Consider the following 25,555-nt stretch of genomic DNA (forward strand, 5'->3'; position numbering starts at 1 on the left):
CTATGACCGACTACCTCGACCCGACCATTGCCGCGCTCGGCCCCTGGTTCCACAACCTGCACCTTCCTGACGGCCGCCAGACCGCACCCGACCACTACCTGGGGGACTTCCCCAACTTCAAGTGGCAGGAGATAGCCGGGCATATCCCCGCGGATCTCTCCGGGTGGCGCGCCCTGGACGTCGGCTGCAATGCCGGGTTTTACAGCTTTGAACTCGCCAAACGGGGCGCCCGGGTGCTCGGCATCGACCTGGACCCGCGCTACTTAGACCAGGCACGCTGGGCAGCCGGGGAGTTCGGTTTAAGCTCCCGGGTCGAGTTCCGCTGCCAGCAGGTCTACGACCTCGTCCGGGAAGAGGAGGAGTTCGACCTGGTCCTTTTCATGGGGGTGCTCTACCACCTGCGCTATCCCCTTTTGGGGCTGGACATCGTCACCCAAAGGGTACAAAGGCTCCTGGTGTTCCAAACCCTCACCCTGCCCGGGCGCGAGGTAGCGGACCAGCCGGACCACTGGATCAACGAGCGCGACGCGCTGCTGCAGACGGGGTGGCCCAAGGCGGCCTTCATCGAGCACCGCTTCGCAGGCGACCCCACCAACTGGTGGATCCTGAACCACGCCTGCGTGGAGGCGCTCTTGCGCTCCTGCGGGATGAAGATCACTGCGTACCCGGGACACGAGGTCTACCTGTGCGAGCCTGATCCCGGACGCCCGAGCTGCATGACCACCTGGAACCGGGGCGAGTTCCTCTCGGCCACCGGCCAGCCCTGGCAGCAAACGACCTAGCCACAGAAACGACGGCAGCTCTCAAAGCCGGGCTGCCCGACAAGGGGGTACCACATGCAAGATCAACAGGAGATGCGGCTGACCAGCCCGGCGTTCCAGGAAGGGCAAGCGATCCCGGAGAAGTACACCTGCGACGGTGAGAACGTGAACCCGCCCCTCACCATCGCCTACGTGCCGCCCGGCACCAAGTCTCTCGCCCTGGTCATCGACGACCCCGATGCACCGCACGGAACCTTCACCCACTGGATGGTTTGGAACCTAAGCCCGCGCCAGGAGAGGATCGAGGAGAACGCTGAGCTGCGGGAAACCGTCTGCGGCAAGAACAGCTGGGGACACAACAGCTACGGAGGGCCCTGCCCCCCTTCCGGGACGCACCACTATCACTTCATGCTCTACGCGCTGGATTCCACCCTGGACATCTCCGGGAATTCGAACCGCGAGATGCTGGCAAATGCCATGGAGGACCACATTATCGCGGTGACACAACTGGTGGGGCTCTACTCGAAGAAGGGGTAGCAACCATTTATGAATCGGGCACGAGAAAAGGGGCCAGCGTACGCTGACCCCTTTTGTGTTTCACCGCCGGAAAAAGGCGTTACTTGCCGCTTTTGGTGCCGAGGTTCTTGGAGACTTCCTTGGCCTGTTGCAGGTGCTGCTCGAGAACCGGCAGGGTCTTGGCGGCAAAGGCGTTCAGATCCGGGTCCTTCACCTTCTTGGTGGCCTTGCGGAACTCGGCCACGTCCTTTTCATGATCCTTCACCATCATCTTCATGTAGTGGCGATCGAAGTCGGCGCCGGACATCTTGCCGAGTTTGTCAGCCTCGGACTTCTGCTTGTGCTTCATCTCGGTGGGAAGCGTGATCCCCTTTTGCTGCACCAGCGACTTCAGTTCGTCGTTGGCCTTGGTGTGGTCGGTGACCATACGCTGCCCGAAGTTCTTCACGTCCTGGGATTGGGCATTTTGCTGGGCCAATTGACCCAGCTGGACTTCCATCATGCCCCCTTCGGCTGCGTCCATGACGAACTTCTGATCGGCCTTGGCCAGGGATCCCTGGGCGGCGTAGGCGGTGAGGGCCGACGCCACCAGGGCGACAGCCAGCATGAGGGTGAACCAGAGTTGTTTTTTCATCGTTTTCTCCTTTTGTCAGTGACTGACGTTTAGTCTGCAGCCCCTTGCGGCTGCATGCGGAATGCTAGATCTCGTTGTTGCGTCGGGCGGCGCGGTCAGCGAGACGGGTGAGTACCGAGGGGGCCAGGAGCGAACCGCTCTGCTTCCCGGTCCTCAGCCGGTTCTCCCGCGCAGCCACCGGTGCTGGCAAGAGCCGTCCGGCGAGTTTGCTCCCCCAACTGAAAAAACCGGGCAACAGCACGCTGGTGAAATAGAGGAGCTGCGCCGGCAGGGTGATGATGAGCCGCGCTTCGCCGTACCGGCAGGCCTCGACCACCCGGCGGGCCGCGTTCGAACTGTTCACGGAGAGAAGCGGAAAACCGTCCGAGATGGAAAACCAGGCGAATTCGCGCCGGTTGTTCCCCTTGAAGTAGGCGTTCAGGTGGCTGCCGGTGCGCATCAGTCCCGGAGCCACCGTGGTGACCCGGATGCGGTCTTTGGCGAGCTCGGCCCGTAACCCGTCGGAAAGCCCGGTGAGGGCGAACTTGCCGACGCAGTACGGGAGCAGGTGCGGCACCGAGACCAGTCCCCCTATCGAGGAGATGTTCACGATGCGGCCGCCCCCTTGGCGCTTCATCTGCGGCACCACTTCCCGAACCAGGTGCAGCGGCCCCCAGACGTGGATGTCGAGGGAATCCTCGAAGTCCTCCGGATCCTGGTTTTCAAACGGTGCGACCTGCACGATGCCTGCGTTGTTGATCAGGACGTCGACACCGGCCCGGTCCGCCAGAACTTGGCGCACCATCTCCTTCACCTGGCTCGGCTTGGTGAGATCGCAGGGGTAGCTGCGGGCATCGATTCCCTGCGCCTTGAGCTCCGCAAGCGCCCGTTGCAGCGCCTCGGCATCGCGGGCCACCAGTGACAGCCGCGCTCCTTCGGCACCCAGCCGGCGAGCCAGTTCGAGCCCCAGCCCTCGCGAAGCGCCGGTGATCAGCACCGAGAGACCGGCGAAGTCCTCCCGTCGCCGTTGACGCAGCAGTCGGGCGCCCCCCAGTGCCAAAAGCACGCCCCCTGCGCCTGCGAGAACCAGGCTGAGTTTGCGGCCCGTTGGTTTCATGTGCCTCTCCTTCTGAGCGGTGCGGCCAGGCGTTTGAACCGCCGCACCATAGACAAGGAAAGGGGCACCGTCCGTGAGTACCGGAGGCGCCCCCTGCCCGGGCCGTTGCGCCGTTACTTTTTCCCCTTGCTGCCGGAACTGCGCGAGGTCGTGGTCTGTTCCTTCTCCTGAATGCACTTCTCGCCGATTTCCTGCAGCAGTTTGGCGTCCATGTGCTGGGTGCACCCCGGGAAGACCTTCTTCTCCTCGTCCTGGACGTGATGCAGGATACCCTGGCGCATCTCCGCGAAGCTGGTGAGCCACTCCTCGTCGTCCAGGTCCATGTCCTCGAGCTGGGACAGGAAGTTCTTGGTCTGTTCGTGCTCCTCGATGGCGTCGGTTGCCAGGTCCTTCAACTCCTTGATTTTCTTGACCTGCGGATAGAAGTGCTTCTCCTCGAGCTGCATGTGTTTCTCGAGGGCGTCCTGCAGCGTGGTAAAGAGCTCTTCGCGCTGGTTCACCGGGCCGTCCTCTATCTGCGTCATCCACTTTTCAACCTGCCGGTGATCCCGCTTCAGTAAGTCAAACAGTTGCTGTGCCATGATAGGTTTCCTCCTTGTCGGCGGCCGTTCCCGTGATCAGGCGCTGGCGCCGCTTGCCAGCCTGGGGTTGAGGACGATCTTGATGCAGCCGTCCTTTTTCTCGTTGAAAAGCCGGTAGCCGGCCGGTGCATCCTCCAGTGCCATCCGGTGCGTGATGATGAAGGAGGTGTCAATGGCGCCGCTGACGATCAGCTTCATGAGCGGGTCGAGGTAGCGGTGCACATGGGTCTGGCCGGCCCTGAGGGTGAGCCCCTTGGCGAAGACGGACCCCATCGGCATCTTGTCCACGAAGCCGCTGTAGACCCCCGGGATGGAAACGGTCCCCCCCTTGCGGCAGGCCCTGATCAGCTGGCGCAGCGCGATGGGGCGGTCCGACTCGAGCCTAAGGGTTTGCTTCACCATGTCGTAGGCGGCCTCCATGCCGCTGCCGTGAGCCTCGGTACCCACCGCGTCGATACAGGCGTCGGGACCGCGACCGCCGGTCATGTGGTGCAACGCTTCGGTCACGTCCTGTTCCTCGTAGTTGATCACCTCGGCGTCGCAGTGCCGCTTCGCCATCTCCAGGCGCTCGGGGAACCGGTCGATGCCGATCACGTTGGTCGCCCCCAGGTGCTGCGCGCTCTTCATCGCCAAAAGCCCCACCGGCCCGCAGCCCCAGACGGCTACGGTGTCACCGTCGCGGATCGAGCAGTTCTCGGCAGCCTGGTACCCGGTCGGGAAGATGTCGGTGAGAAAGAGCACCTGCTCGTCGCTCAGCTCCTCGGGGACCTTGTGCATCCCGACGTCGGCGTAGGGGACCCGCACGTACTCGGCCTGCCCTCCCGCATAGCCGCCGTAAAGATGGGAATAGCCGAAGATCCCGGCGCCGGTATCGCCGTAGAGCTTCTCCAGCAGGAAGGAATTCGGGTTAGAGTTGTCGCACAAGGACCAGAGTCCCTGCTTGCAGTACCAGCAGTCGCCGCAGGAGATGGGAAAGGGAACCACTACCCGGTCCCCCTTGGAGAGGTTGGTGACTCCCGAGCCCAACTCGACCACCACCCCCATGAATTCGTGCCCCAGGATGTCCCCCTCCTTCATGGTCGGGACGATTCCGTTGTACAGATGCAGGTCCGACCCGCAGATACCGCTCAGGGTGACCCTGATGATGGCGTCGCGCGGGTTGAGGATCTGGGGATCAGGCACCCGGTCCACCTGCACGTTGTGCTTGCCGTGCCAGACGACAGCTTTCATAGTTCCCCCTTTAACTCGCCCGCCGGCGAAGATGGCCGGCGGAGCCGCTAGTGGTTGTTGGTGCGCTCGGCGGTTGCCGTCTCGCCGGTCTCCAGGATCTGTTTGAGCCGTTTGAGATCCTCCTCGATCTGCGCCCCGGTAATGGCATTGGCCATCTTGGCTGCCGCCTTGCCCGGGCCGTCGCCCGGCGGATAGTAGCGGATGCTGACCTTAAGTTCGGTGCCGCGGTCGCCTGGGGCTTCGCGGAATTCCACGGTCCCCTCGTTAGGAAGCGCAGCCTCGCCGGTGGAGCGCCACAGGATGAGCTGCCCCGGGTAATCCGCCACCATTTCGGCGTCCCACTCGACCGTCACGCCGGCAGGTCCCCGCGCCTTCCAGTGCGAGGTGTTCTCGCCGGTCACCTCGACCGACTCCAGGTGACGCATGAAACTGGGAAGGTTCTCAAGGTTGCGCCAGAACTCGTAGACCTGCTGGGGAGTCCGGTTGATGGTGACGAACGTCTCGATGAGCACGCCCCCTGCAGCATTCTCGCTGGTGTCGACCCCCAGCGCCTGATAAAGGCCGCAGAACCCGGTCTTGCCGCGATACAGGAACATCCCTCCCGCAACCATCATGGCGAGCCCCGGCAGGTAGCGCCGGCCGGTTAACGCCTTGATGCCCGTGACCGCCAGCGCGGCCCCCCCCACCAGTGACGCGTTTCTTTCGGTGTGACCAACGTTCACCTTCCGGCTTTTCATGCGTGCCCCGATCCGGGACACGGCCTCGGTCAGTTCCATATCGATCCTCCTTGTAGGTATGTGGGTAGTAACGTCAACTGCCGGGACACGACAATTAGAGATATTTAACATGTTTCATTTCGTTTGCAACCAGGTCGGCAGATTGCCGCGCCCCGGAACCTCCGCGCTGGTGGGACCATCCGGTACCGACCGGAAAGATGGCGCAGAGTATTCCCACGCCGACGGTCCATCCCCTGGAGCTCTTCATAGAAAAGACCAGGTGGTAACAGACACGGAAGCCTCGGCTCTGAAAAATGATAAAAACTGGAGTTTGTGACTTGGAACACTTACCGGATGGCGAAATTACCCTATGCTCGGGCAGTCTCAGATTCCCGCCACGGAGGTGTACGGCGGGAGCTCAACAACGGGAGGGCGCTGCATGGTGGCACGGTGGGTGGTTGGAGTATGTCTGGCAGTAAGTTGTGCAGTGCCCGCCTGGGGCGCAGCGGAACCGGTCCCTGCCGAGGTGCAGGTGGCTAAATTCGTGGAACCTGGGCTGCCGGGGAGCGAGCGGAAGCTTACGGTGCACCCGGAACAGGTCAAGGTGCAGGAACGCTACCAGTACTACGATATTGACGGGGTCAGTGCGGATGACCTGCGAGCCCAGATGAAACGTAACGGCACGACCTGGAACGACGGCAACGTCTACGCGGCGCTGACCACCTGGGACATCCGCTATCACTACGACATCACGAGCAAAGACGGGCGCTACGAGCTCTGCGACATCAGCACCGACGTGGACATCGTGTTCCACATGCCCCGGCTGAGCCCGGGCGCCAAGGCTCCCCTGCCGTTGAAGACAACCTGGGAGGGCTACTACCAGCACCTGCAGACCCATGAATCCGGCCACCGGGACATCGCAGTGCGCATCGGAGAAGACCTTTATCGGGAACTCGCGGCACTGGGAAGTTCCGCCAGCCGTAAGGACCTCGACCGCGAGGCGCAGACGCTCATCAAGACCGAGTTTCGCAAGCTGAAAGCGGAACAGATCGAGTATGACGCCGAAACGCATCACGGCATCAAGCAAGGTGCGGTACTGAGCGAACCGACGTTGGCAAGCAGCGCGGAGCAGTAAGGGAGAAATGAAAACGCGGGAATGGCGAGGCGACCCGAAGCCGGGGCAAGTTCCGATGACCGGAAAAGCCAGCGGGTCCCGCCGGAGCATGGTGCGCGTCTGGCGAATGACGACGTGCCCCTGCAGGTAGCATCGGCAGCACTGCACACGAAAAAGCCCCATCCATTACGGACGGGGCTTTTTTTATTGCGGCACCGGGGAAGCGGCTCTGGTTAGCCCTGGTGCAGGGAGAGCTTGCGCATCAGGTCGTAGAGGGTCGGACGGCTCACCCCGAGATCCTCCGCTGCCTTCAGGATGTTGCCGGACTGGCGCTCGATGGCGGCGAGGATCATCTCGCGCTCCATCTTCTCCCGCGCCTCGCGCAGCGAGAGCTGGTCGCGCGGCTTCTCGGCCGCCACCACCGGTTCGTGATCGCACCCCAGGTCCAGCGGCCCGATCGCTGCACTCTCGCACATGATCACCGCGCGCTGTACCCGGTTGCGCAGCTCGCGCACGTTCCCCGGCCAGTCGTGACGCTTCAAAAAGGCGATCCCTGCCGGCGAGAAGCGGTTCACCTTTTTCTTGTTCTCCTTGGCGTAGAGCCTCAGGAACTTTTCGGCGATGGCCACCACGTCGTCCGCTCGATCGCGCAAGGGGGGGAGCTTTATGTTGATGACGCCGATGCGGTAGTAGAGATCCTCCCGGAAGCGCCCCTCGGTGATGGCCTTTTCGATATCGACGTTGGTGGCGCAGATGGTCCGGGTGTCGATGGTGATCTCCTCGCGCCCCCCTACCCGCTGGATGGTCCCCTCCTGTAGGAAACGCAACAACTTGACCTGCAGGTTCACCGGCAGCTCGCCGATCTCGTCGAGAAACAGGGTGCCGCGCTGGGCGTAGCTCAGTTTCCCCTGCACCGCCACGTGGGCCCCGGTGAAGGCACCCTTCTCGTGTCCGAAGAGTTCGCTCTCCAGGAGGTTTTCGGGAATCGCGCCGCAGTTGATCGGCACGAAGGGACCACGACGCCGCAGGCTCGCCTCGTGAATGGCGCTCGCCACCAGCTCCTTACCGGTACCGCTTTCGCCGGTGATCAGGATGGGGGCATTGGAGGAGGCGACCTTGCGGATGGTGGTGTAGACGGCCTGCATCTCGGGGCAGGAGCCGATCATCCCCCAGTGCTCGCCGGGAACCGCAACTTCCTGTTCGGTCATCCCCAGGTTCTGTTCGTCGATGTTCGCCAGGTGGAAGGCGCGGCTGATGATCACCTTGAGCTCGCTCAATACCGGGGGCTTGGCGTAGAAATCGAAGGCACCGGTGCGTACGGCCCTCAGCGCGTTTTCGCGCTCGTTGTTGCCGGTCAGCATGATCACCTTCACCGCGGGGTTCGCGGCCAGCATCTCCTCGAGGCAGCGAAACCCCTCGATCGAGCTGTCCGGGTGCGGCGGCAGCCCCAGGTCGAGCACCACGACGGTTGGGTGCTCCCTCTTGAAGCAGCTCATCGCCTCCCGCGCATCCCCCGCCAAAAGGACCTGGAAGTCCTGGTTCAACCCCCACTTGAGCTGCTGGCGTATATCCTGGTTGTCGTCCACGATCAGAAGTTTTTCCACGGTTCCTCCTTCAGGCAGCCTGAGTCACCCAACCGGTCCCCGCCGACGGCGGTTGCAGCCAAACGGTAAAAGTGGTTCCCTGCCCCTCGACGCTGGTCACGTCGATCCTTCCGCCATGGGCCGCCACGATCTGCTGGCTTTGGTACAGCCCGATGCCGAGTCCTTCTTTCTTGGTAGTGTGAAACGGGGTAAAGAGATCCTTGCGGATGAAGCGTTGCGACATGCCGCAGCCGGTGTCGGTGACCCGGATGTAGGGGGCGCCTTCGAAGCCGACCTCGGCCAGCACCACCTTGCGCTCCCCCTGGGAGGCCTCGATGCCGTTGATGAACAGGTTCAGGAGCACCTTCTGCAGTTCGCGTTCGTCGGCAAGGGCGACCTCCGGTGTTCCCTGGACGGTGACGCCGCTCGTGGCGGTGAGCGAGCTCCCCACCATGCGGGCGCTCTTTTGCACCAGGGGAAGCAAATCCGTGGGGCGCAGGTTGTACAACTCGCTCTCCCCAAGGTTCTTAAGCCGTGCGATGAGCCCCTGCATCTTGTCCGCGGTGTTCTTGAGCGAACCCAGCATGTCCTGCTGGAACTCGGGGTTGTCCAGGTGCTGCCGGGCGTTCTCCACGATGAGGGAAACCGTCGCCACCAGGTTTTTCAGATCGTGCACCACGAAGGTGGCAAGGCTCCCCACCGCCTCCATGGCACGGGCCTTAGTGAGCTCCTCGGAGAGCCGCTGGTGCTGGATGGCGATCGAGGCCTGGCGCGCGATGGTCTTCATGAGGTCGTAGTCCTCGTAGCGGTACTGCTCGCTGGGGACCACCTGCTCGCCCAGGGCGATAAACCCGGTGAGCCGTTCCGCCTCGAAGAGCGGAATCACGAAGGATAACTTGTGCTTGACCAGTAACTCCCGGTTCTCGTCCAGGATATCCGGGTTGTCATCGGTGCGGCAGAACACCCACCCTTTCTGCTTCATGTAGGCCACCAGGGAGTTTCCCTGCGAGATGGTCTCCTGCAGATGGGTCATGTCGAGAATCGAGGTGGCGCAGTAGAAGTACCCCTCCTGCTGCAAGAAGAGCGCGGCGCCGCTCACCCCGAAGATGTCGCAGTAGGCCCCCAAAACCCGTTTCAGGAGATCCTCGCCCGACTCGAAGGCAGAGAGGCGCTGGGTGAGACCCAGCCACTGGGCGCGGTAATCGTACTTGCTCTGGTAGAAATTCTTGTGCAGGATGACCTTGAGCTCGCGCTTGACCCGCTCCGAGAGAAAGAGGAGCAACAGCCCCACTCCGGCAAGAAAGGCGCAGGAGTAGGCAAGCACCCGCGGGAAAAAGGGCCCCAGGTGGCGCATCCCCTCGCCGAGGACACCCAGGAGGATCAGGTAGCCGGCCACCACGAAGGTTGCAACCGACTTGACCTGCACCCGCTGGGATACCTTGACCCGTGCCCCGCCGCGCCAGTGCAGCCGCGCGTAGGCCATCATGCCCGCGCCCACCACCAAAAGCAGGCTCCTCAGGGGAACCAGTTCCATGTGCAGGGTGCGGTACAACAGGGCGTTCGAGTAGTAGAAGACCTGCACCGCGAGCATGGTCCCCAAGGCGACGATGTCCAGCTTGACCCGCCACAGCGCATCGGGCGAGGCGTTCACCAAAGTAGCCTCGAACTGGGTGAGTGCGATCACCAAGAGGACCATCACCAGGGTATAGAAGTAGTAGCCGACATCGGTAAGAAAGAGGATCGGCTCGACGGGGAAATCCGGGGAGTAGAAGACGCTTTCGGCGGGGAAGGCCAGCGGTACTGCCACAAGTACCAGGGCGCAGGCAGCCAGACGGCGCGCGATCCGTGAGCTGGTCCGGGGACCGTTATCGCGGGCGTAGCTCAGCGAACAAAGGAGCCACAGGGCGGGCAGAACAGCCTCGACGAAGAGCGACCCGCGTTTCCAGGGCAAGGGATCGAAGTAGTCGCTCAAGGCGGCCAGGTCGCAGAGCTCCAAGAGTGCCGTGCCAAGAAGCGGCGCAGCGAGGATGAACCCGCCACGGCTGCGTTCCTTCTGGATCACGCGCACCACGCCGATCAAGAGCAGTACGATAGCAGCTATGGAAACGAGCATCCCCACCTCTTAACACTACGAAAACCCGGACCCACTCCACGGTTGGGAGCGGGCAGTCCGGCAAATCTAGAGGGTCCAGACCCTCATCCCCGCCTCCTGCAGAACCGCGCGCGGGTAAATCCCCTTTACATCCACGAGGACCGGGTTGTGGTTCATCAGGGCGAAAAGCTCCGTGGTGCCGAGTTCACGGTACTGCCGGTGCGCCACCGCGGCCACCACTGCCACTGCGGGCTTCAGCTTATCCAGGGGGACCAGGTCGACTCCATACTCGTGTCGGGCTTCCTGCGGGTCGGCGAGGGGGTCGCAGACCTGGACCTGGATCCCGTAGTCCTTGAGTTCGGTGATGATGTCGATCACCTTGGAGTTCCTGAGATCCGGGCAGTCTTCTTTGAAGGTGAGCCCCAGCACGGTCACGATGCAGTTAAGCACCGGGTGCCCCGCCTGGATGATCTCTTTCACGGTGCGCTGGGCCACGAACTTTCCCATACCGTCGTTGATGCGCCGCCCCGCCAGGATCACCTGCGGGATGTAGCCCAGTTTCTCGGCCTTGTGGGTCAGGTAGTAGGGATCGACCCCGATGCAGTGCCCCCCCACCAGCCCGGGGGAGAACTTGAGGAAGTTCCACTTGCTCCCTGCGGCCGCCAGTACCTCGCCGGTGTCGATCCCCATCCGGTCGAAGATCACCGCGAGTTCGTTCATAAGCGCGATGTTCAGGTCGCGCTGGGTATTCTCGATGACCTTGGCGGCCTCGGCGACCTTGATGGAGGAGGCACGGTGCACCCCGGCGGTCACCACCGAGGAGTAGACCTGGGCCACGACCTCGAGGGTTTCCGGGGTCTGGCCGGCCACCACCTTCTTGATCTTGGTGAAGGTGTGCTCCTTGTCGCCCGGGTTGATACGCTCGGGAGAATAGCCGACGAAGAAGTCGCGCCCCGCACTGAGCCCCGAGACACGCTCCAGGATCGGGAGGCACTCTTCCTCGGTCACGCCGGGGTAGACGGTCGATTCGTAGACCACGATATCGCCGGGTTTGAGCGCAGCCCCCACGGTCTCCGAGGCACGGTACATGAGCCTCAGGTCCGGTTGGTTGGCCTCGTCAATCGGGGTGGGAACTGCCACGATGTGGAAATCGGCGCGACGCAGGTCCTCGATGCTGTCGGTCAAAAGGATGTCGGCCGCGCGCAGGTCCTCGCGGGACACCTCGCCCGTCCGGTCGTGTCCCTGGCGCAGTTCGGCGATACGCGCGCTGTTGATGTCGAACCCCACGGTGCGGCGCACCTTGGCGAAGGCGACGGCTACCGGCAACCCGACGTAACCCAGGCCGATTACGGAAATAACACGTTCTCTCTGCACGGATACCTCCAGGTAACACTCTCAGCAAAAATTCACAACCACCCGGTTAAAACCGGCCGGCGTGGTCAGGGTCGATATCGACAGGTTTTCAAGGCATCCCGCGCCCAATCCCGGGGGGACCTTGCAGCCAGGTAGCGCCGCAAGGCCCGAGGGGCGGCCGCTAGATAGGGAGGAACTCGCGAATCACCGGGTAGAACTCGGCGACGAAGCGCTCGCCCGTCTTCTGGGCATTTTCTTCGGAGCCGCCGAAGGGGACGGAGATCCGGACGAATGCGGCGTCGCGGCGGCCGTAGAGCACCGAGTTTGCGATCTCGGCGAGCTTAAGCGAGTACTCTTCGGAAATGCTCTGGCCGCGTACCTGGTACCAGTACAGGAAAAGCTCCTTGCTTTCCCCCTTTTGGTAGATTGCCCGCACCAGGTTAAGCGCCCCTCCCGGGACCTCGACGCGGGTGCGCCGGCTGGAAACCTCAAACCAGCCGCTCCCCGGCAGGCAGTGCTTGGGTGAGTGAATCTCACCGGCATCCTTGCCGCCGTCGTGGTAGCCGATGTAGAAGGTGACCCGGTCCCCGCCGGAACCCACGTACTGGCGCAACAGCACATCGGAGGCCTTGAGTACCGCCTGGACATCGGCAGAAAGGACGTTCTCCCCCTGCATGCGCCAGCTCCCGACATTCGAAGGGAACTGTTCGAACGGGCGCTTCATCGGTACCCCGGTGTCCCGGTGCAGGTTAAGGTAGAGCGCCGCCACGACGAGCAGGGCGTAGACTGCCAGGAACTTGCTGCGGCCGATCACGCGGACCTCCCGGTGCCCCGGGAAAGGAGCGTCCCCAGGGAGACCATCAAGACGATGGCCACCGCGAACACCGCCAGCCCGGCAAATTCGTGGAAGAACCCTTCAGCAGCCCGGGCGCCCCAGTACTGGGCGAGGAAACCGGTGCCGATCACCCTGAGGGCGTTGGCGGCCACGGCGATGGGGATGGCAGCCAGGACCAACAGCACGCGCCGCGCCGTGGTCAGCCTGATGAAAAAGGAGTAGGCAACCGCCAGCGCGATGAGGGAGATGAGGGAACGGATACCGCTGCAGGCGTCTGCCACCTCCAGGGTGGTGGACGGAAGCTGGATCACGTTCCCTTCGCGCAGCACCACGACACCGCAAAGCTTCAAGAAGCCGATCGACACCTTGGTGACGAACAGCTTGAGCGGGAAGGCGACCATGTCATAGACGATGTAGGGGAGCGGCACCATAAAGATGAGGTAGGCCAAGGGAAGGGACATGAGGCGAAAAAGGCGTTTGCCGAAGAAAAAGAGGGTAAGGCCGGCCAGGATGACCACCAGCGAGCTGCGCATGGTGAAAAACTCGGCCGCCAGCCAGCCCAGGACAAGCTGCAGCACCCCGCATGAGGCCAGGAGAAAACCGGGCCACCAGGGTGCCACCTGGGCCTCGGCCAGTTCGCTGCGCCGCTCGTACAGGAAGTAGCCGGCCAGGATGGGGACCACAAATCCGTGCGAGTAGTTGGGATCCTCGTACCACTGGTGCACCATGTCGGGGACCACACCGCGGTAGAGCACTCCGATCAGTAGCAAGGAAAGCAAGAGCCAACTGCGGTTCTGTTGTAACGATTCGCTAAAAGTCATAGGCTCAGGTACAAGAACCGACCGTGGCAGCGCCGAATGAATTTCGGACAAGCGACGTCAGCAGTAGCAAATGTTAATAACTAGGAAGCAATTCTTGGAATGTCTCACCTGCAACCGCCACCCTCTCATGAAGAAATGATGCTGGCACAGCAAGAACTTACGCCATAATACATTTTTTTTATGATTATGCAACTGATTGCTTTGCCAGTTGGTAATTATGTGTTATTCATTGTCCCAGGTACACGGTGGAGGTGGCAAATGGTCATTAAAGCATTGCCCCGGTTGCGTCAGGACAATCATCTCATCAGCAGCATCCCCTTTTTCTCGTCTTTATCAGCCGACGAGGTCGAACAGGTCGAGAAGCTCCTGGTCAAGAAACACTACACCAAGGAGCAGATTGTCCTCTACGAGGAGGACACCTCTAATTTCATGTACCTGATCTATTCGGGCAAGGTTCGGGTAGTGAAGATGAACGACGAGGGGAAAGAGCAGATCATCACCATCCACAAAAGGAAGGACTTCTTCGGCGAGATGTCGCTTTTGGACGGCAAGACATCGCCGGCCACCATCATCGCCCACGAGGACTCGGTGATCGGCTTTCTCGCCAAACGGGATTTCGACGAACACCTGATGACCAACGACGGGATCCGCCGCAAGATCATCGACCTGCTCTGCGCCCGTTTGCGCGAATCCTGGGAGATGATCCGAATCCTGAGTTTCAACACCGAAAACGCCCAGGATCGGGTGCTCTCGCTTTTGGAGCGCCTGGGGGAACTCTATGGTGTGAAGGACGACCGCGGCCGGATCATCGATGTGAAATTCACCCACCAGCAGATGGCCAGCTATGCTTCGGTGACCCGGGAAACCATGAGCCGGGTGCTGAGGAACCTGGAAAAATCAGGAATGATCGAGATCCTGGAAGACAAGGCGATCCTGCTTACCCGGCAGTTCTTTGCGGAACGCTGCCGACGCTCAACCGACCGCGAAGCCTCGGGCTACTGAGGCCCAGCCAAGCCGGAACTGCGGGTCGCGCAGCAGCTCACTGAAAGGGTATCGGACTGAAGGTAGCGTCCAGCACCTGGTTCAGTATGACCTGGATAGCGACTGTTTGCGCACCTGCTCCCCTCCTCTGGTCGTCTCTCCTACACAACGCCCCACAACCCACCCGCTCTCGATCACCAGTCTCAGCAGTGCCACCACCTGACGGCTCACTCCAACCACACAAACAACAAAGGGAGACAGTGCCCAAAGCACAGCCTCCCCTGTCAATCCTTCCAGTATCCCGAGAAACAGTTACAACTTCCCTACCAGTTTAAGAAGAATCACAACCACGTCCCCAATGTCCACTAGCCCGTTAGGGTGTGACTGACCGTCTACGTAGGGCGCCACGTCCAGCCGTGCCAACTGTTCGGGAGTCGGCGTTGTCCCCCGGGTCGCGATTTCGAGGGCGAGTTGGGCATCTGCCAGGGTTAGAGGAACCTGAGACGGGGTAAGCACCTGTATGGCAGTCGTCGCCGTAGCAAGGTTCCCGGAGCGGTCGTTGGCACGCACGGTGATCAGGTTCTGCCCCAAGGCAAGACCGGTGAGTTGGAGACTCCAGGAGCTGGCGATTACCGTGGCATTGAGCGGGGCCTGGGAGCCAATCTGCACGGTCACCGAGGCTACTTGGTCATCGTCTTGTACAGATCCGGAGAGGAGCTGGCTGGCCGAGGTGCTCGGGGAGGTGGCCGGGTTGATACTGAGGGTGGGCGGCGTGGTGTCGTTGAGCACCTGGACCACCCGTTCGACCGCGGTCCCGAGGTTCCCAGCGGCATCGTAGGCCTTAGCACTCCAACTGTAGTTACCGTTGGCGACCCGACTGGTGTCCCAGGCGTAGCTGTAAGGGGCGGCGTTCAAGGTCGCCTGCAGCAAGCCGTTCAGGTAGAGTTCAACCCGACTAACGCCGACGTTGTCGCTGGCCGTAAGAGTGACCGGGACGCTGCCCTTCACCACCTGACCGGCGCCGGGAGCGCTAAAGGCGACGATCGGGGGGACAGTGTCGTTGAATACGGCGACGTTTATCGAAGACTCAGCGACGTTGCCGGCAGCGTCGAAAGCCTTGGCGCTGAGGGCATAGCTGCCATTAGCAAAGATAAGGGTGTTCCAGGTGAAGAGATACGGGGCGCTGTTGCTGGTTGCCTGCAGGACACCATTTACGTAGAACTCGACGCGGGCCACTCCGACGTTGTCGGTAGCGGAGGCGCTCACCGTAACACTCCCAGCCAGAGTGGCTCCGGAAAGCGGTGCAGCGATGGACAACACCGGACGCTCGGTATCGGTGGTCGACACCGGATCCTGGGCCGACACGCTTACCGTTATCGGGTCGGAAACCAATTCACCGCCGGTGTTATCGGTGGCCTTTACCGCCACCTGGTAGTCGCCGGGAGCGAGTTGTGCGGTGCTCCAGGAGAATGCGAAGGGAGTGCTGGTGGACTCGCCCTGGGAGACGGAATTGACCAAGAACTGCACCCGAGTAATCTGTACCCCGTCCGGCACCTGCACCCGTATCGCGGTGATGCCACTTACCGGCAGAGGATCGGTGGCGGTATTCACCACGACCTCGGGCGGGTTGGGATCAGCATTGTCCACCACGCTGAAACTAATGCTCTCAAGGCCAGTCGCTCCATAGGAGGTGACCGCGAAGAAATGGGACGCCGCAGGATCGAGTTGGGATATGGCTGCCGAAGCGGCAGAAGGAAGCAGCAGGCAGACGGCCAGTGCCCAAAATACCAAGAGCTGTGCGGGGAGCCTAATGGGGCAGGTATTGGTAAACGGTGGTGAGATTTTCATGGTGCCCTCACGGTCGGTGTGCTTTACCCATCTGCTTGCCTGGAAACTGAAAACAGCCGGGCCGCACACCTCGATCGGTAGTTCGGCATCCCGGCTGTCTCAGTAAGACCCATAGGCTTTCCGCCCCATTCTCGCGAATGGTTTAGTATTGTCGTTTACCCGTATTCAGTTTTGGATCCCGCACTGGCGGGAGATTACTCATTGTGTAGTACCAGTCTCGCACAGGAGGGGATCAGATTATGTGTTTCAAATTACATTTCTCAGTGTTTCCATACTAAGAGACACTACTGTTCAGGCGGTTATTCCCAATTATCAGTTTCGACAAGCCTCCTTGGCTTGAAATCGGATCATGAATTGGCGTTACGCACTTTACTACAGATTGCTTGAGCTTTCCAAGCCTTTCTCACCAAGTGCGAGAAGCGCCCCCAACCCGTTCGGTCGGACCGCCTACAACCATATGGGGCGAACCCTCACAATATCAAGCACCTACCAACTCAGCAAGGGAATCTGAAGATCAAAAAAAGGGCACGGAACCTGTCCGTGCCCTTTCGGGCATATTGCCCGATGAAGTCGTTACCTGTAGAAGCTCACCGACTGGGTCCTTGTGTTACCGGCGGCATCGTAGGCCTTTACCGTAGCCGTATGGGTACCCGTACTGCTCACGGTCCAGCTGTAGGAGAGCGATCCGGAAGCAACCTCTGTTTTCAGGACGCCGTCTACGTAGAGCTGGAATTTGGTGACCCCGACGTTGTCGGTTGCCGAGGCTTTGATATTCACAACGCTGCTGGAGCGTGACAGCGACATCGATTTAATGGCGGGCAGCGTAGTATCGATCAGCACGGAAGCCGACTTGGCGGCGGAGACGTTGCCGGTGGCATCCTTGGCCCAAGCGTAGGCGGTGCGCAGCCCGGTACCCGAGAAGGTGAAGCTGGTTGGGGCGGAGGCGTTCCAGCCGACGGCCGAGGAACTGGGGGCCGTAGCGCTTTCACTGATCAGGTATCCGGCGACGGCAACGTTGTCGCTCGCGCTCAGGCTGGTTATCGCCACCGTGGTGGAGTTGACATTGGCCGGCAGGGTGAAATTACCAAGCGTGGGGGCCTGTACATCGTTGAAAACGCTTACCGTGATTGCGCTCGAGGTGCCGATGTTACCGGCCATGTCGTATGCCTTGGCGGTCAAGATGTAGGAGCCGTTGGTCGCCGCTAGTGTGTTCCAGATGAAGCTGTAAGGGGCGCTGGTAGCGCTGCCCAGAAGCACGCCGTTGGCGTAGAGTTCGACTCTGCTGACCCCCACGTTGTCGCTGGCCGTGACCTGGATGGTGGCAGTCCTGCTCACGACGCTGCCGTTGCTCAGGGAGTTGAGGGAGACCAGCGGGGCACTGGTATCGTTGAAGACCGTCACGGCGATACCGGCGGACTGTCCCACGTTGCCGGCCGCGTCATAGGCCTTGGCGGTCACCGTGTAGGATCCATTTGCGTTGGAAAGGGTGTTCCAGGAGAACGCATACGGGGCAGAGGTGGCGCTACCCTGCAGAATGCCGTTCAGGTAGTACTCGACTTTGGTCACTGCCACGTTATCGCTGGCAGCGATTTGCACCGTTGCGGTTTGCCCGAGAGTGCTACCGGCGCTCGGAGAGGTGATGGAAACGGAAGGGGGAGTCGTGTCATTGAATACGATCACGGTGACGCTGGCAGACTGTCCCACATTGCCGGTCGCATCGTAGGCCTTGGCGCTCAGGGTGTAGGTGCCGTTAACGCTGGAAAGGGTGTTCCAGGAGAAGGTGTACGGAGCCGACGTCGCGCTCCCCTGCAGGGTGCCGTTCAAGTAATACTCGACCTTGGTTACCCCAACGTTGTCGCTGGCGGCAACCTGCACGGTTGCGCTCTGGCCGATAGTGCTGCCGGTACTCGGGGAACTGATGGCTACCGTGGGAGCGGTCGTATCGTTGAAGACACTCACGGTGACGCTGGCGGACTGTCCTACATTGCCGGCCGCATCGTAGGCCTTGGCGCTCACAGTATGGCTGCCGTTAGCGGTGGAAAGGGTGTTCCAGGCGAAGTTGTAGGGAAGGCTGGTTGCGGTCGCCTGCAGAGTGCCGTCAAGGTAGTACTCAACTTTGGTTACACCAACGTCGTCACTGGCGGACGTCAATACTGTTACCGTTTGACTGAGGATGCTACCGGAACTGGGAGCTACAATGGAGACCGTAGGAGCGGAGGTGTCGTTAAAGACGGTAACGGCAACATTGGATGAGACCCCTACGTTCCCTGCTGCGTCGTAAGCCTTAGCAGTCAGGATGTGCGCGCCGTTTGCACTGGCAAGGGTGTTCCAGGAAAAAGTGTAGGGATTGTTAAGACTGCTCCCCTGAAGAATACCATCAATGTAGAATTCCACTTTAGTTACAGCAACATTGTCAGTAGCAGCGGCCAGAACTGTAACATTACCACCAACAGTAGCACCTGAATATGGAATGGTAATTAATGCAGCAGGGGGAGTTGTATCATTAGCAACGACTACTTGAATTGTCGGTGCATTGCCCACATTACCAGCGGCATCGTAAGCTTTAGCATCAATAACATGAATGCCGTTGCCGTACGAGAGAGTGTTCCAGGAATATGCAGTCGAAATTTGATTTGTTGCCAGGACCAGAACGTTATCAAAAAATAGTTCAGTCCGTGTCACACCAACATTATCGCTTGCTGAAATGGTAACAGGAACAGTCCCATTTACTGATCCATTATTGGTAGGATTAGTAACTACTACTGTAGGAGGTGTAAGATCATTAACCAATGAGACCGTGACAGGAGTGGAAATACCTTCATTGCCAGCAGCATCAAGTGCCCGTGCGGTGATTGTGTAGGCACCGCCATTAAGGGAGGAGGTGTCCCACGAAAAAACATACGGTGAGGTAGGAGTGTCACCCACCAAGTTTCCGTTAACAAAAACTTTAACATTGGTTACAGCTACATTATCTGTCGCGTTAACGGCTATTGAAACAGACCCATTGACGAGACTGCCATTAACTGGAGTACTAATGGAAACAACCGGAGGAGTTAACTCTTTTATTTGGACAACGTTGGAAAAGACGCTTTCATAACCAGAAGCGTTGATAGAGGTTACGGCGAAATAGTAAATAGAACTTGCATCCAAGCCGTCGAGAGTCGTAGTGTTCAGGTTGCCGACTGATACCGGCGAGTTGCCCTGAGTAGCTCCCGTGCCATTGAAGGGGAGAGTGAGGCCGCCACGTTGGTAGTAAACATTATATCCTACGACATCAGGATCGGAACTTGCCGGCCAAGATAATTCAACGCTCGCCGCTAAGCATACACTAGAATAGAGCAGTACTGCGACAAGCAGTGTCAGAATTAAGGCAGCAGCTCTTACACTCTGCCATTTTTCTTCTCTCTTCGTGGCCATTTCGCCTCCCATTGCCAAAACGCACTACGCGATTGGCTGGTATTTCGGCGACCCGGCTGTCTCAGAGAGACCCAATGGGCTTTCCGTCCCACCCTCGCGGATGGTTTAGTATTATCGTCTACCGATTTGTGTGTTGCGGAGCGATTTCCGCTCAGCCCAAGCAGGGGGCCAAGCTTAGTCTTTCACATGACGCTCCGTTTTAATGTATTTAGAAATACAAAAATGACTTTTACCCCACACCATCGACCATTTTTTAAAACCCGAAGTGTTTACCGCTCGGCACCTGATAACGCATCCGCAAGCATGATGCCAGAAACTGCAGCAGCCCAACAACTAAAATACTGTATGATTACGCAAGATTACGGCCATCAACCACGGAAGCCCTGCCTAAGTTACAATCTCCAATTGGCTTCAGGGTGAACAGCACCCCAAAACGAGGCTAAATAAACAGCAACTTACGGATGTTCACCAGTGGTTCGTCTGTCCAAATCCTGCACAAAGCCTGAGGTAATATTAGAGGTATCAATATGGACAAAAAAAACCGGGTCCCGCTTGCCCTTGGCAATTCGGCGACCCGGCTGTCTCAGAGAGACCCTTTAGGCTTTCCGTCCCATTCTCGCAAATGGTTTAGTATTATCGTATACTCTGGAAACTATACGTTGGCTGGGTAAAGAAGTAGCAACCACAATGTAAGTATTTAGTAAATTTACTTTTTAAAAAAGTAATTGCACCATTCATACTTAGATATGACTAAGCAAGGCTAGAAATTGGTAGAGAGAAAGCTTTAAATACTCCAACCAAATCGGATGGAAAAATTCGTAGCTATCTGAAAGTGTTGACGCAGCATAAGGCACAACCTTGACATGCGTTGGCAGTAAAGTACGAAAAGCTAAAACGGCCCTCCTCATATGAGGCGCTGAGCTTACGATAACAACTGTATCGATTTGTCCAGCAAGGTTTTTCCCCAAGGTACGTGCCTCGGTCCAAGTTCCGAGTAAACCCGGCTCGCGAGAAATCCAACCGATGGATTCCACCTCTACCCCACGCCAAAGAAGATATTTAATCCGCCACTCCGAGCCCGTCAGCGCTCGTTGTGCTTTGAAGCAATAACGGCCGCGGGTATCATCTCTTTGTAGCAGAATTTTCGATACGCGCCCGGTCTTAAGTAAGTCGGATGCGGCATCAAGACGCTCCCAGATGGCCCCGCCTCCGTCCAGGACGTAGCAAATTTTTCCGCGTGCCTGCGGCTCATGCAGCACTAAGGGAGTAGCAAAAATATTTCGAAAGAAAGGGATGGAAGGGAGGACAACAAATATACAACCAATGACAGCAAATTTGGCGCACCAGCAGAAAAAAGCCTTACTTTTTAGCGCAGTAGCATACATAAAAAAGATGTTGCCTCTAGTGAGAACCGACGATCACAGGCAGCCATGCCGTAAAATGCACAGCCGCCTGTGAATCAATAACAACGCGTTATTTTGCAGCTTTCGGCGCAGCATTAAGTTCAACAGGAGTAGGACCGCCAACTTTATAGGTAAAAGGAATGGGAGTTGTGCTGATGACGAAATCATCGAATGCATACCACTGTTCCGCTTTATCACTTATAGGAGCATAGCTATTGAAACAATTGCCTCCTAAGTAAACAGTGTTCCACCCCACCATCGGGGCTGCCTTTACGAAAGGTATGTTTGTAGTGCTGGTCTGCAGAACACCATCGTACCAGAAGGTGGTTACACCATCAGCGACTCCAGGAGCACTATTCATTTTTACATAAAATGAGAGTTGATGCCAATTGCCATCTCCTATGGATTGAGCAAATCCGGGGCTTCCGACATATTTAGCTGAAGTTTTTTGTCCGGGCAGGTAGTAAAGATTCGCAGGGGCGAATCTGAAGGCATGTGCTTGCGTCAAGCCGTACTCATCCATGTAGTTATCAAAGAAATACATAGGAGCGTTTTGGAAACTTGTCCCAAAGCCAAATGGCCGTATGGGATCTCCATTATGCCCAAATCTCACTAATTTTTGTGTAACGCCGTTACCACCTACAGTCCAGTGCAACTGAAATCCTGGTTGGTATTTAATTTTTACATTTACATACAACTCCTGGAAATCTTTACCCAGGGATTTTGCCAAAATACCGTCAGCACCAAAACCATCACTGCCGTCTCCGTTGTTGGACTCATTATATACCGTGAGCGCTTTTCCGGTGGTCCCATAGTGATTAAAACTGGAGATCTGGATAGTGGGTTTCGAAGAGGCGGTGCCTGCCCCATAGCCTCTATCTGTGAAATCGTAAGGACTCCAGAATTCGTCGTTTCGCCACCAGTCCCACCCCACTGGAGTTCCTGAAGCATCGCCACCGTTGTAGTACCCCCCCCCGTTGCGGTTGCAGTTCAGACATTTTGGAGCCCAATCTGCCTGTGTATCGAAGTTGTCCTCAAAAAGTACCTGTGCATTTGCCGAACTGCACAGCGACACCCACACTAAAGCAATGAGGACTTTTATCCCAAGCGTTCTTTTTCCCATGCGGCACCTCGTTTCGTGTTAACTGATGGAAAGGCCATCTAAATTTACCCGCACCAAACCAAGATGCAAGAGGTAGTGCAGCTCCAATGAGGGAACCGGTCGTGGGGCGTCCCTGTGATATCACAAATAACAAACCCAAAGAATCGCGGTGTGATTACCATCACAAAAACTTCAAAAAACGTATGGTTCTGCCCCAAAAACTGTTAAAGAGGCCTAGCGCCGCACTACCCACAATTTTAGAGAGAACCAACAGATTATACTTGTAAAAATTTAACATTATATATCCATAACCAAGTCGGCAGTTTTGTGTGACCCTCATGGATACTAACTTTTGGTAACTTTGCACGTTTTTACAGAAATTGACATCATCTGCAACATAGGCAGTCAATTCAGGTATTGAAATCACCTTCAATTGTGGTTGAAACAGTTCATCAATATTGACTTTATACAATTCAACAACACCAACAATTGGTTTTAATAGATGGAGAGAGACCAAAAGTCCCTCTTGCGCGCGGCGATGCCAGACCATGTCGGAGACAAAATTTCCGAGGCTATAACAAACTGTGCCATTACCATATGCCTCTATTTCCTGCACAACATGGGGATGATGGCCTAACACCACATTTACCCCGGCATCGACAAGCTCTCTTGCAAATATGCGTTGCAGGGGGGAGGGAGAATGAACAAATTCATCGCCCCAGTGCAAGCTAATCACTATGAAATCGACGAGATGAGACAGTCGGCGAACGTCATCTAATACACGATCTGGCACGAGCAAGGCATACGCTGGAATGTGACCATAATTATCAGAGGTGGCGTACCCGAGCAGACCAACTGTCTTACTTCTGATCTCAACTTTCACCGGTGCACACTGCCAACCTCCCTCCCCTCTTTTCCCAACTATGTTGATGCCATTTTGAGACAGCAACTCACAGGTCTGCACGAACGGAGTCAATCCGTACTGCATCATGTGGTTATTGGCAACACTAAGAAAATTAAAGCCAACCTGTCGCAGTACGGCGCCGAGGGACGGCCTACCGCGCAGTTGAGCTTTAGAAAAAGAGCCCGACTCAAAACCATAATCAGAGAGCACACCTTCAAGATTTCCGAAAACGATGTCTCCTTTGAGAGCTGCCTGACTCAGGTTAAAAAGAGCAGCACCATTTTGTTGCGTACTATGCCGAACACCTCTACCAATCATCTTAGGTGAGTCTCCTAAGCTAAGATCACCCACCGCAACTAAAGTAATTGGATCATCGATGTGTGAAGACAATAGCAACCCCCCTAGATACCAAATATGCAGTAAACAGTAACCAGATTTGGCAGACCAGCGCCCCTCCCCTCACTCCTTTTCTTAGAACCATTAAAAGAGGCAGCACGATGAGAAACAACAGGACCGGCAGGAAAACTCTTGAATTTGCTGCATGAAATCCCCAATATATTATCACCTGCATTATCAAAAAAACAGAAAGGACCAGATAGACAACGGGTATCAACACGCTTGGTAGTTCTGCCAACTTACAGCCATTTTTTAGAAACGAGGTTAAACTGTTTTTCCCTCTCCAAAACTCCTTTCGTACAAAACTACTGACGGTTTTCACTGTACCGAGATGACGGACATGACAGCAGTCGCTCAACAAAAGACGCGAAAATTCTGAAAGTCTGGTCCCCAGATCAGCATCTTCGCAGGTTACAAGGTTCTCGTCAAAGCCCTGGACGGCCTCAAAAAAATCACGACGTACTAACATATTAAAGGACGACAACCACCGCACCTCGACAGTACCCCGATGTTTTCCTGTGCTGCTGATCGGAAACCAAGCTTTTTCCACCCACGTGTCACTTGCAAGAGGGGGTGCTGCAGAAAAACCAACGCACGAAATGTCAGGTGCCGCCCCGAGCAAGGCAACCCCCTCTCTAAGCCACGACGGTTCCGGGACACTGTCTCCATCCAAAAATGCCAGAACCTCTCCCCGTGCATGGTGCCATCCAGCATTACGAACGGAAGCAATCGTGCCTTCTGGTTTAAAGATGACTCGGCCACGATCAAACGAGGAAAAATAGTCTTCCACAATAGGAACAGTGCGATCGGAACTGCCATTATCAACAACTAAAACTTCGAAGTCTCCAACGTAATCTTGCTTCATAACGGCTGAAAGACAGGCACTAATGTACATTTCTTCATTTTTCACAGGTATTACCACTGAAACAAAAGGCGCTAAGCACAAATCATTCATGCGTAAACTCCTTTATTTCTGAACGAAAATACCTCATTTTCCCTGATTTTTCACGGTCAATATGATCCACCTTAACAAACTCAATCACAAGTGAGTTGCTCAAAGCATCTTGTAGTATGCTTTTGTACATCTCTTCCAAGTGAGTAGAAAATTTATCATCAGTTACAATGTCTATCCTTAGTTTGTCCAAGGTGGGTTGTACGGCTTTGAACTGAACAATCCCCCTTTTGAGAGTGTACGCAAGAATTGCGTCATAGACTATTTTCCCTTCAGGCGTACGGATATAGTCATCCTTACGCCCGGCAGAAATTTTCAGAAGGGGAAGATTTCTACCACAGGAACACCCGGAAGGCAAAAGGATCCCACGATCACCAAGACGGTAACGAACAAAAGGAACAGCCTTGGCGTGCAACTCAGTGACCACAACTTCCCCCTCCTCCCCCTCAGGAACAGTTCTTCCATGGTTATCTACAATCTCCACAATCACATTGGATGCGGTCACATGCATGTTACCATGCTGGCAATCAAAACCTATTACTCCCACCTCTGAGCAACCGTATTCGGAGACGAATCTGCACCCCAACCGTTCTTCAAGCTCCAGTTTTTCTTCCGCATAAACGAACTCTCCGGTTCCGATGACCACTTTGAGTGGAATGTTTTTAAGCGACAGATTATGCCGGTCAAGAAACCTGGCGAAATGCAGTATCAAGCTAGGGTAGCCATAGAAATACGTGGGGTTGAACTTCAAAAGCTTCCGGTGGAACGCCAGACAGGCGGCCTCGCTTAGATCGAATGCGGAAAAACGTATGCGATTTTTTAAGATGTCTTTACATCGTGCTAGAACTCCACTACCGCCGCGAGGCATACCCCAAAAACGGGCCTGAGGTTCGCCTACATTAATCCCATGCCAGGCATATGCATCATTTTGTACGGCCTCCATAAAGCCTGTTGCCATCCGGTCTTTATAGAAGCTAAAAGGTGATCCCGTTGAACCACTCGTACTGCGGTGGTCCATTCGCCAAAAGGGTGCCTCTGATAAATATGCTGTTTGCTGGCGATAGATGTCTTTGGATACAAGAGGTAACTCCGAGAGAACCACCGGTTTTCCTGGCAAACCACCTGTAGAGCCTCCCCCCCGGCCCATACAGTTCTCGAAAAGTTGAACAAGTTTGCGCTGATGGTATTCGACAAGCTCTGTACTGTTCATAGACGCGACC

General features: G+C 57.2%; 21 protein-coding genes and 3 riboswitches. Of the genes, 4 read left to right on the forward strand and 17 right to left on the reverse strand.

Going from position 1 to position 25,555, the window contains the following annotated elements; genetic code table 11:
- Window positions 1-2 precede the first annotated feature (2 nt).
- Window positions 3-782 (forward strand): TIGR04290 family methyltransferase, encoded by a 780-nt coding sequence (locus H7688_RS00535; protein ID WP_183359063.1) that lies wholly within the window; start codon window positions 3-5, stop codon window positions 780-782.
- Between the two features lie 54 nt (window positions 783-836).
- Window positions 837-1,298: a YbhB/YbcL family Raf kinase inhibitor-like protein gene (locus tag H7688_RS00540; RefSeq protein ID WP_198424443.1), complete on the forward strand. Its 462-nt coding sequence runs from the start codon at window positions 837-839 to the stop codon at window positions 1,296-1,298.
- A 79-nt stretch (window positions 1,299-1,377) separates the two neighbouring features.
- On the opposite strand, the gene H7688_RS00545 is transcribed toward H7688_RS00540, so the two are convergent.
- From H7688_RS00545 to H7688_RS00565, 5 genes are all read right to left on the reverse strand, one after another.
- The gene (locus tag H7688_RS00545; RefSeq protein ID WP_183359064.1) at window positions 1,378-1,911 is read right to left on the reverse strand and encodes a DUF4142 domain-containing protein; all 534 of its coding nucleotides are present in this window, start codon (window positions 1,909-1,911) and stop codon (window positions 1,378-1,380) included.
- A gap of 64 nt (window positions 1,912-1,975) precedes the next feature.
- Window positions 1,976-3,007 carry an SDR family NAD(P)-dependent oxidoreductase gene (locus tag H7688_RS00550; protein WP_183359065.1) on the reverse strand — a complete coding sequence of 344 codons (1,032 nt, stop codon included), beginning with the start codon at window positions 3,005-3,007 and terminating at the stop codon, window positions 1,976-1,978.
- Between the two features lie 113 nt (window positions 3,008-3,120).
- Window positions 3,121-3,588 carry a hemerythrin domain-containing protein gene (locus tag H7688_RS00555; protein ID WP_183359066.1) on the reverse strand — a complete coding sequence of 156 codons (468 nt, stop codon included), beginning with the start codon at window positions 3,586-3,588 and terminating at the stop codon, window positions 3,121-3,123.
- 36 nt (window positions 3,589-3,624) lie between these two features.
- On the reverse strand, window positions 3,625-4,818 hold the full coding sequence (locus tag H7688_RS00560; protein ID WP_183359067.1) for a zinc-dependent alcohol dehydrogenase: 1,194 nt from the start codon (window positions 4,816-4,818) through the stop codon (window positions 3,625-3,627).
- 47 nt (window positions 4,819-4,865) lie between these two features.
- The gene (locus H7688_RS00565; protein WP_183359068.1) at window positions 4,866-5,594 is read right to left on the reverse strand and encodes an SRPBCC family protein; all 729 of its coding nucleotides are present in this window, start codon (window positions 5,592-5,594) and stop codon (window positions 4,866-4,868) included.
- A 484-nt stretch (window positions 5,595-6,078) separates the two neighbouring features.
- Here H7688_RS00565 and H7688_RS00570 point away from each other — a divergent pair, with 484 nt between their 5' ends.
- Entirely contained in the window at window positions 6,079-6,669 is a 591-nt protein-coding gene (locus H7688_RS00570; protein ID WP_183359069.1) for a DUF922 domain-containing protein, read from the forward strand.
- 212 nt (window positions 6,670-6,881) lie between these two features.
- Here H7688_RS00570 and prsR read toward each other — a convergent pair whose 3' ends face one another.
- The 5 genes from prsR to xrtA form a co-directional block, all read right to left on the reverse strand.
- Window positions 6,882-8,252, reverse strand: a complete 1,371-nt coding sequence (prsR, locus tag H7688_RS00575) for a PEP-CTERM-box response regulator transcription factor (RefSeq protein ID WP_183359070.1) — start codon at window positions 8,250-8,252, stop codon at window positions 6,882-6,884.
- 10 nt (window positions 8,253-8,262) lie between these two features.
- Window positions 8,263-10,344, reverse strand: a complete 2,082-nt coding sequence (gene prsK / locus H7688_RS00580; protein ID WP_183359071.1) for an XrtA/PEP-CTERM system histidine kinase PrsK — start codon at window positions 10,342-10,344, stop codon at window positions 8,263-8,265.
- A 66-nt stretch (window positions 10,345-10,410) separates the two neighbouring features.
- A complete protein-coding gene (locus H7688_RS00585; RefSeq protein ID WP_183359072.1) occupies window positions 10,411-11,697 on the reverse strand; it encodes a nucleotide sugar dehydrogenase in 1,287 nt (428 codons plus the stop codon).
- A 160-nt stretch (window positions 11,698-11,857) separates the two neighbouring features.
- Window positions 11,858-12,490 carry an exosortase C-terminal domain/associated protein EpsI gene (locus H7688_RS00590; protein ID WP_183359073.1) on the reverse strand — a complete coding sequence of 211 codons (633 nt, stop codon included), beginning with the start codon at window positions 12,488-12,490 and terminating at the stop codon, window positions 11,858-11,860.
- A complete protein-coding gene (gene xrtA, locus H7688_RS00595; protein WP_183359074.1) occupies window positions 12,487-13,332 on the reverse strand; it encodes an exosortase A in 846 nt (281 codons plus the stop codon). The genes H7688_RS00590 and xrtA overlap by 4 nt, the downstream gene beginning before the upstream one ends.
- 258 nt (window positions 13,333-13,590) lie before the next feature.
- On the opposite strand from xrtA, the gene H7688_RS00600 reads away from it, so the two are divergent.
- On the forward strand, window positions 13,591-14,334 hold the full coding sequence (locus H7688_RS00600) for a Crp/Fnr family transcriptional regulator (RefSeq protein ID WP_183359075.1): 744 nt from the start codon (window positions 13,591-13,593) through the stop codon (window positions 14,332-14,334).
- Between the two features lie 291 nt (window positions 14,335-14,625).
- Here the strand turns inward: H7688_RS00600 and H7688_RS00605 are convergent, their stop codons facing one another.
- From H7688_RS00605 to H7688_RS00640, 7 genes are all read right to left on the reverse strand, one after another.
- The gene (locus tag H7688_RS00605; RefSeq protein ID WP_183359076.1) at window positions 14,626-16,161 is read right to left on the reverse strand and encodes an Ig-like domain-containing protein; all 1,536 of its coding nucleotides are present in this window, start codon (window positions 16,159-16,161) and stop codon (window positions 14,626-14,628) included.
- An 81-nt stretch (window positions 16,162-16,242) separates the two neighbouring features.
- A riboswitch (cyclic di-GMP riboswitch) is annotated at window positions 16,243-16,318 on the reverse strand.
- 416 nt (window positions 16,319-16,734) lie between these two features.
- The gene (locus H7688_RS22750; protein ID WP_308470297.1) at window positions 16,735-19,590 is read right to left on the reverse strand and encodes an Ig-like domain-containing protein; all 2,856 of its coding nucleotides are present in this window, start codon (window positions 19,588-19,590) and stop codon (window positions 16,735-16,737) included.
- A gap of 31 nt (window positions 19,591-19,621) precedes the next feature.
- Window positions 19,622-19,698: riboswitch (cyclic di-GMP riboswitch) on the reverse strand.
- A 445-nt stretch (window positions 19,699-20,143) separates the two neighbouring features.
- Window positions 20,144-20,220, reverse strand: a riboswitch (cyclic di-GMP riboswitch).
- 98 nt (window positions 20,221-20,318) lie between these two features.
- The gene (locus H7688_RS00620; RefSeq protein WP_183359078.1) at window positions 20,319-20,963 is read right to left on the reverse strand and encodes a YdcF family protein; all 645 of its coding nucleotides are present in this window, start codon (window positions 20,961-20,963) and stop codon (window positions 20,319-20,321) included.
- 88 nt (window positions 20,964-21,051) lie between these two features.
- Entirely contained in the window at window positions 21,052-22,104 is a 1,053-nt protein-coding gene (locus H7688_RS00625) for a hypothetical protein (RefSeq protein WP_183359079.1), read from the reverse strand.
- Window positions 22,105-22,264: 160 nt separating this feature from the next.
- Window positions 22,265-23,377 carry a CapA family protein gene (locus H7688_RS00630; protein WP_183359080.1) on the reverse strand — a complete coding sequence of 371 codons (1,113 nt, stop codon included), beginning with the start codon at window positions 23,375-23,377 and terminating at the stop codon, window positions 22,265-22,267.
- The gene (locus tag H7688_RS00635) at window positions 23,358-24,338 is read right to left on the reverse strand and encodes a glycosyltransferase (protein ID WP_183359081.1); all 981 of its coding nucleotides are present in this window, start codon (window positions 24,336-24,338) and stop codon (window positions 23,358-23,360) included. The genes H7688_RS00630 and H7688_RS00635 overlap by 20 nt, the downstream gene beginning before the upstream one ends.
- On the reverse strand, window positions 24,331-25,545 hold the full coding sequence (locus tag H7688_RS00640) for a phenylacetate--CoA ligase family protein (protein WP_183359082.1): 1,215 nt from the start codon (window positions 25,543-25,545) through the stop codon (window positions 24,331-24,333). Before H7688_RS00640 ends, H7688_RS00635 begins: the two co-directional genes overlap by 8 nt.
- Between the last annotated feature and the right edge of the window lie 10 nt (window positions 25,546-25,555).

Origin of the sequence: Geomonas limicola (assembly GCF_014193675.1) — a bacterium.
GTDB lineage: Bacteria > Desulfobacterota > Desulfuromonadia > Geobacterales > Geobacteraceae > Geomonas > Geomonas limicola.

Excerpts from the sequence above, each read along its gene's own strand:
- H7688_RS00535 (WP_183359063.1), top strand. The coding sequence starts at position 3 with ATGACCGACTACCTCGACCCGACCATTGCCGCGCTCGGCCCCTGGTTC.
- H7688_RS00540 (WP_198424443.1), top strand. The coding sequence starts at position 837 with ATGCAAGATCAACAGGAGATGCGGCTGACCAGCCCGGCGTTCCAGGAA.
- H7688_RS00545 (WP_183359064.1), bottom strand. The coding sequence starts at position 1,911 with ATGAAAAAACAACTCTGGTTCACCCTCATGCTGGCTGTCGCCCTGGTG.
- H7688_RS00550 (WP_183359065.1), bottom strand. The coding sequence starts at position 3,007 with ATGAAACCAACGGGCCGCAAACTCAGCCTGGTTCTCGCAGGCGCAGGG.
- H7688_RS00555 (WP_183359066.1), bottom strand. The coding sequence starts at position 3,588 with ATGGCACAGCAACTGTTTGACTTACTGAAGCGGGATCACCGGCAGGTT.
- H7688_RS00560 (WP_183359067.1), bottom strand. The coding sequence starts at position 4,818 with ATGAAAGCTGTCGTCTGGCACGGCAAGCACAACGTGCAGGTGGACCGG.
- H7688_RS00565 (WP_183359068.1), bottom strand. The coding sequence starts at position 5,594 with ATGGAACTGACCGAGGCCGTGTCCCGGATCGGGGCACGCATGAAAAGC.
- prsK (WP_183359071.1), bottom strand. The coding sequence starts at position 10,344 with ATGCTCGTTTCCATAGCTGCTATCGTACTGCTCTTGATCGGCGTGGTG.
- xrtA (WP_183359074.1), bottom strand. The coding sequence starts at position 13,332 with ATGACTTTTAGCGAATCGTTACAACAGAACCGCAGTTGGCTCTTGCTT.
- H7688_RS00600 (WP_183359075.1), top strand. The coding sequence starts at position 13,591 with ATGGTCATTAAAGCATTGCCCCGGTTGCGTCAGGACAATCATCTCATC.
- H7688_RS00605 (WP_183359076.1), bottom strand. The coding sequence starts at position 16,161 with ATGAAAATCTCACCACCGTTTACCAATACCTGCCCCATTAGGCTCCCC.
- H7688_RS22750 (WP_308470297.1), bottom strand. The coding sequence starts at position 19,590 with ATGGGAGGCGAAATGGCCACGAAGAGAGAAGAAAAATGGCAGAGTGTA.
- H7688_RS00620 (WP_183359078.1), bottom strand. The coding sequence starts at position 20,963 with ATGTATGCTACTGCGCTAAAAAGTAAGGCTTTTTTCTGCTGGTGCGCC.
- H7688_RS00625 (WP_183359079.1), bottom strand. The coding sequence starts at position 22,104 with ATGGGAAAAAGAACGCTTGGGATAAAAGTCCTCATTGCTTTAGTGTGG.
- H7688_RS00635 (WP_183359081.1), bottom strand. The coding sequence starts at position 24,338 with ATGAATGATTTGTGCTTAGCGCCTTTTGTTTCAGTGGTAATACCTGTG.
- H7688_RS00640 (WP_183359082.1), bottom strand. The coding sequence starts at position 25,545 with ATGAACAGTACAGAGCTTGTCGAATACCATCAGCGCAAACTTGTTCAA.